The organism is Bellilinea sp., from assembly GCF_034432615.1.
In the GTDB taxonomy this organism is placed as follows: domain Bacteria; phylum Chloroflexota; class Anaerolineae; order Anaerolineales; family Anaerolineaceae; genus Bellilinea.
This window is the reverse complement of sequence record NZ_DAOUBL010000219.1, coordinates 1-5,751: the sequence shown is the minus strand read 5'-3', so window position 1 is coordinate 5,751 and position 5,751 is coordinate 1. Positions and strand designations below refer to the sequence as shown.

The following is a 5,751-nucleotide window of genomic DNA, read 5'->3' as shown; positions in this document are numbered from 1 at the left end:
CTGATTACCCTCTCCTTAAAACAAAACAAGTCCGGTTGTCCAGGCCGGCCTTGTTTTGCTGAAGGAGGAAAAATTATCTCTGGAGGATTATTTCAAATAATATCTTACCCGTTGCATGCTTATTTGACCTCAGTCAAAATAACAAAAATATGCCTGCCCAAAAGAATAGTTCTTAAAAAACAGCAGCCAGCAAAACGCAATTGCTGGCTGCACTTCCGGAATCAATCCGGGTCAGGGACGATCAATTTCAAACCGTGGTGAAGTCCAGGTTTCCCAATGGGCAGGGTTGCTTGGATCTCCCAGGGCTTTTAGGACATAAATTTTCACATAGTAAATCCCATCCGGCACTTCAAACACGCTGGAGCCAGCATAGGTAAATCCATCAAATGGGAAGGCGAAGAAACCAGTAGCAGAGCTGTTCCGCGGCAGGTACGACTCGTCATAAGCGTTGTACCAGAAGCGGTCCGGCCCCTTTTCCAGGTCCTGATAAACTTCCATCTTGAACCTGCGGTTTTGATGATCAAAATGGACAAGGAAATAAGGGATATCATCTCCTTCCATCGAGAACCACCACTCTAAATCTTCAAGAGGGTAGAAATTACCACCATTCAAGACCGACAACCAGGGGAATCCATACGGGGTAGGTGCCAAAACCTGGATGGACTGGTAATCACCGATGAATCCGGCATATGGGACTCGGTAAACCTTCCCGTCTTCAGAAGTCAACACGATGTATCCGCCGTATTGACCTTTAAGAGGAGCTGCGGGAGGAGTAATGGTGACGTTCACCCGCACCTTGCTCTTGGGTGCAACTTTTACCTCATTGGCATTGAAAGTTACCGAGGCAAAACTTGCGTTGAAGGCAGGGCTGAATGTGCTCCCGTGTGTGCCCAACGCAGGTTGATGAGAAAGGCTAAAAGCAACTGTGTTGTTTCCTTCATTCGCCACCGTGATGGTCCGGGTAACCGCCCCCCCTTCACTTTCACCTAAAGCCAATTTAGAAGGTTCAACTTTGACGGTAGAAAGGATCGCCTGTGGAATATCGAGCATTCCAGCCCCTTGCCGATGGACATTATCCAAAAACCCCAAAGCCGGATTGCCCCACCAGACAGCCGGATCAGCCGTATTCTGGAAGATCGTCCTGACCACACCCGGCGGAAGATTCGGCCGTGCTTGCAGAAGCAACGCTGCCGCTCCGGCCACATGCGGAGAAGACATGGAAGTACCACTCAAGGTTGCGTAACCACCCTGTTCAAGCGGGAAGGTCGAATAAATCAATCCTCCTGGTGCACCGATATCTGGTTTCAAATTCAGATCCGGAGAAAGTCCGTAGGAACTGAACGAGGAAATCAGACCACCAGTTGGGTTGGGGAAACTATCCGATTGAGCGGTCCAGGTCAGATTGACTTCGCCACTCGCCAAACGCGAATCAATCAATGCGCCTTCGGTATTCGAAATGGTCACTACTGGTATGGTAATTTCCGGTGTTCCCTGCACAGTAGCGCTGAATCGCCCGGCCACGTTGTTGTATAGTACCACCGCAACCGCACCAGCATTCATCGCGTTCAATGATTTTGTATGAAAAGTACAACCGCCCCGCCGAATCAGTGCCACTTTACCCGACAGGCTATTCGCCGGCAATGTGCTGCAGGCATCAGCTGTCGAGGTTACTGTTCCGGTGCGAGCTATCGGGTAGGTTCCTGAGGTGGGCGGTTCAGGCGCTGAAGAAGCCACCCCATAACCAACCGGTGTATCATCCGGGCTAACCAGGAAGATCTTCAAAAAGATGTCGGTGTTATCGAAAGATGCTACCCCGATCACCTGGTTACCCAAACCGGGAGCACCCGCAGAATAAACCCCGCTGGCACCGCTGTTACCAATGGATGCCACGACAACCATTCCGTTCTTTACCAGCCTGTCGGCTGCCTGGGCAGTTGGATACTGCGGCCATTGAAAAGCAGACCCAATGCTCATATTGAGAACTTGCATGCCGTCATCTAAGGCGCGTTCCATTGCTATCAGCATGATGTCGGAGGTGGTTGAACCTTCGCAGCCAAACACCCGATAGGCACCAAACATCACGTCCGGTGCAACCCCTTTAATGGCGCCATTGGCACCGATGATGCCAGCCACATGGGTACCATGTCCATTGCAGTCATCCGGGATGGGATCCGGCTGAGGTACTGGATTGTAACTGCTGCTCGTTGGATCGGCATTGAAAGCGTCCCCTACAAAGTCATAACCGGTGAAAATACGGCAGCCCGGGCCAAAACAACCACCCAGATCCGGATGATCAATGTCCACACCGGTATCCATAACGGCCACTTTAATACCTTTGCCCGTGAAACCCAGTTCGCTTTGGGCAATATCCGCTCCCGTCATTGCCAGGGCGCTGACCAGTTCAGGGCTTGGGTTTTCAACCGGTTCTGGTAAGGTATAAGTTTCAACCGGGTACACAGCCTTTACACCGGGAATTCTGAACAATTTGGGCAGCTCGGACGGACTGATCTCAATCGAGATCCCATTCCACAACTTATCATACGCAAACCGCTCAGTGAATTCCAAACCAGCCCTTTCTGCTCTTACCCGAAAGGTTTGTTTCTCGGCACGTACAGTGGTTAACCGCCCGCCATCCGCTGTTGGTGAACCGTTGAATTCCACAAACCAAAGGCGGGGGGTTTCATCAACCATTTGACCGGTGTCATTTGAATAAACGGGATAAAGTGGTTCAATTGGACCACCATCATCTGCCGCAGCAGGTGAAATCATCATTGCAATTAAAACCAGTATCAAAAGACTTGAAAAGAAATATTTTTTGAACATAATCCTCCTCCAGCGAATTTCAAAGTGGAATGAATTGATTGGGTTTACGATTTAGTTCATGGGTTCCTGTTCACCTCCCTGTCTCCTTTCGTAAAAAAAGACTGCGAAAGGAAGTGTTGGTTACCTTCAGCAGTCTGGCAATCTGATTCTCCTCAGACCCATAACTTTGCGACCTCACCTCGCGGTGAGTTTGCCTTTTCAGGTATTTAATTTATCCGATATTGACATCCTTTATTTATTTTACAACATATACCAACAACTTCAAGTATTAATATTGAATGAAATTGTCAACTTTTTTATCAAGAAGAAACTCTGATACTTTTAATGGTTTGGGGTATCAGGCAAAAAACTCTTCGTGGGAAATCTCGATTACCTTTTTTTGCAGCCTCGCTTCTTCGGCCGCGAAGGCCAAAAGATGACTGAATAGCGCTTCGCGGGCTGCTCGTTGGATATTTTCCGGATACCCGCCTTCCCGCACTGCATTTACAAATTCAGCCATCAACTGGATGTCACCGCCGCCATGTCCCTCACCCACTGGTGGGCTGGTATCTATAAATTTTTTCTTTCGGCTGCGATGCTCTTCAACCGTGATCCAGCCTCCGCCATTACCTAAAACACCCATCAATCTGCCCCTGGTACCCTCAATTCTGGTCGAGCGGTGTTCAATGTGGGAATGCCCGTGCATGGTCAAAGTCACGGTAGTCCCCTGCTCAAATTGCATACTCACCACCTGATGATCAACCACATCATTATCACAGTGGTACACGCACCGGCCGTATGGGCCGCTCTGAATGGCTTGAAACACTTTTTCTGGGGTCGGGTCTTGGGTCAACACGGTTAACGGCCAGCCTTTGTATTCGGTCACCTGTTTAAGCGAAGGGAAGAATCGAGCGAGGAAACGAATCAACACCGGTCTTCTCATATACTCCGCAATGATTGCTTTATTCACCGGGTTGGTGCATGTCTGGCTATACGAATGCCAGAATGGCAGCATTTCAACATAAACATGAATTGCGGAATACGGACACTCTTTTTCAATTGGACACCCTTCTACACACCGCTCCGGTGTTTTGACAGGTGCTTTATCCGCTCGAAAGTGAGTCAATTCACCGCTGCTGCTCAATCGAATCGGCCATTGACCCAAAATCCACGGCAGGATATCCAGATCATGGCAGCACTTCGCCAGGATCATTGGACTGGACTGCTCGCTGTTCCGCCAGTTCCCGCGCACATACGAATGTGCCATATGCCAGAAAGAAACATTTTCGCGGTGATCAACATCTATGATTTCCCCCAAAATTCCGGATTGCACAATTTCACGCATTTTTCGCGCGTGGCGTGTATAGCGTAAAACATGACAGATGTGCAATTGCCGTTCATTTTTTTCACTTTCTTCAACCAGTTGCCTGCATTCTTCTGGACGGGTTGCCATCGGTTTTTCCAGTAAAACGTGGTAACCTTTCTTCAATGCGGCAATTGCCGGCCGGGTGTGCAGCCAATCTTGAGTGGCGATGATAGCCGCTTCACCCAGTTGCGGATGTTCCATTAATTCTTCCCAGCTCTCAAAGCAATATTCCCGCGGGATCGCATGAGTAAGCGCAAATCTGCTTCGGCGTTGCTCGTCTGGTTCTGCAACCGCGACAAATTGTAGCTGGTCAGGATATTTCAAAGCATACGGCGCATAAGCTTCTGACCCGCGCTGTCCTGCCCCAATCAACACTGCTCGCACTGGTTTCATGGACGTTTCTCCCTCATGAAACTTTTGAAATGTGGCATACTTGATAGCAACAAAATTCTACCAATTCCAAATTGTATGATCCTAACGATTCTAGAACGAAAATAGAAACCATACATAGTAAAAGGAGTAACTATTATGACCGAACAGTTTGAAACCCCTGTTGCTGAAACAGAAGATTTATACCATCGTCCGCAGCGTATGATTCGCGTGGCAACCTGGGCTAATATTCTTTCCTGGATTATTTTGGTGGTCGTTGGTCTATTTCTGGTGTTTTTTGTCAGCGCAATCGTAATTACCATAACCCAATCCTCCAACAATCTTTTCATTGAACTGGTGCCAACCATCAGCCAGGCATTATTGATCTTGCTGCCGGGATTATTTTTATTTATCTGCCTGCAGGCTATTGCAGAAGGAATTTATCTTCTGATGGATATTGAGGAAAATACCCGCAAAAAATGAAATCCTTCATGAGTAGATTAATTTTTCTTTCTCTTCTGAGTATCTTAATCTACTGGATTAAGGGTGATGTCTATGCTCAAAACGATGCCGAAAACAACACTTTATTTTTGCCATTAATCAGTAAAGGCATCGGTCAACCCACCTTAAAGTTTGCATACGGAGGATGTTATAACAGCTGGTGTGAAACAGGATGGTATTCCTCTCCTGCGGTAATCAACATTGATGACGATCCGCAGGCTGAAATAATTGCCTCCGCTTATTCTTTATGGGCATTGGATGGTGCCAGTGGTCAATTGCAATGGCGTATAGATCCCCGGCATGGCCGAACATGGCCAGGTATTGTCATTGCAGACCTTCAAAACGATGGCATCAAGGAAATAATTATTGGCCAGGGGGATGGATGGCTTAGTTCATTCTCTTTACAGGGTAGTTTACAATGGGAAAAAAGAATCACAACCTCTGAATTACGTGGACTAAGTGTAGTTGATGTTGACGGTAATGGCTCCGCTCTTGAAATCCTTGTAACTGCCGCTATTGGAAGTAAAACCAGCGTTTGGTTATTATCTTCCAATGGTGAGGTGACAAACGGTTGGCCTCAAGTTGTCAATTCCGATACTACAGGATATGCGTATGGCGTTTTTAATGATAATGCTGCCGTTGCCAATCTGGTTGGTGATGCTAAATTGGAAATTATCCTGCCAACAGATGTTCACTATATTCAGGGCTTTTTC

General features: G+C 47.6%; 4 protein-coding genes, 1 pseudogene and 1 riboswitch. Of the genes and pseudogenes, 3 read left to right on the top strand and 2 right to left on the bottom strand.

The genetic code is table 11. The features are described 5' to 3' along the window. A partial coding sequence (locus tag VAE48_RS09850; protein WP_322793154.1) for a hypothetical protein occupies positions 1-261 on the top strand: 261 nt, incomplete at its 5' end. Here VAE48_RS09850 and VAE48_RS09845 read toward each other — a convergent pair. After that, on the bottom strand, positions 232-2,823 hold the full coding sequence (locus tag VAE48_RS09845) for a S8 family serine peptidase (protein WP_322793153.1): 2,592 nt from the start codon (positions 2,821-2,823) through the stop codon (positions 232-234). The genes VAE48_RS09850 and VAE48_RS09845 overlap by 30 nt on opposite strands. A 125-nt stretch (positions 2,824-2,948) precedes the next feature. Continuing rightward, a riboswitch (cyclic di-GMP riboswitch) is annotated at positions 2,949-3,028 on the bottom strand. 132 nt (positions 3,029-3,160) lie between these two features. Further along, complete coding sequence (locus tag VAE48_RS09840) at positions 3,161-4,561, bottom strand: Gfo/Idh/MocA family oxidoreductase (protein ID WP_322793152.1); 1,401 nt, start codon at positions 4,559-4,561, stop codon at positions 3,161-3,163. 135 nt (positions 4,562-4,696) lie between these two features. Between VAE48_RS09840 and VAE48_RS09835 the strand changes: the two genes are divergently transcribed. Both VAE48_RS09835 and VAE48_RS09830 read left to right on the top strand, forming a co-directional pair. Then, positions 4,697-5,020 (top strand): hypothetical protein, encoded by a 324-nt coding sequence (locus tag VAE48_RS09835; RefSeq protein ID WP_322793151.1) that lies wholly within the window; start codon positions 4,697-4,699, stop codon positions 5,018-5,020. Positions 5,021-5,028: 8 nt separating this feature from the next. After that, a pseudogene (locus tag VAE48_RS09830) lies at positions 5,029-5,751 on the top strand (hypothetical protein); the annotation flags it as partial.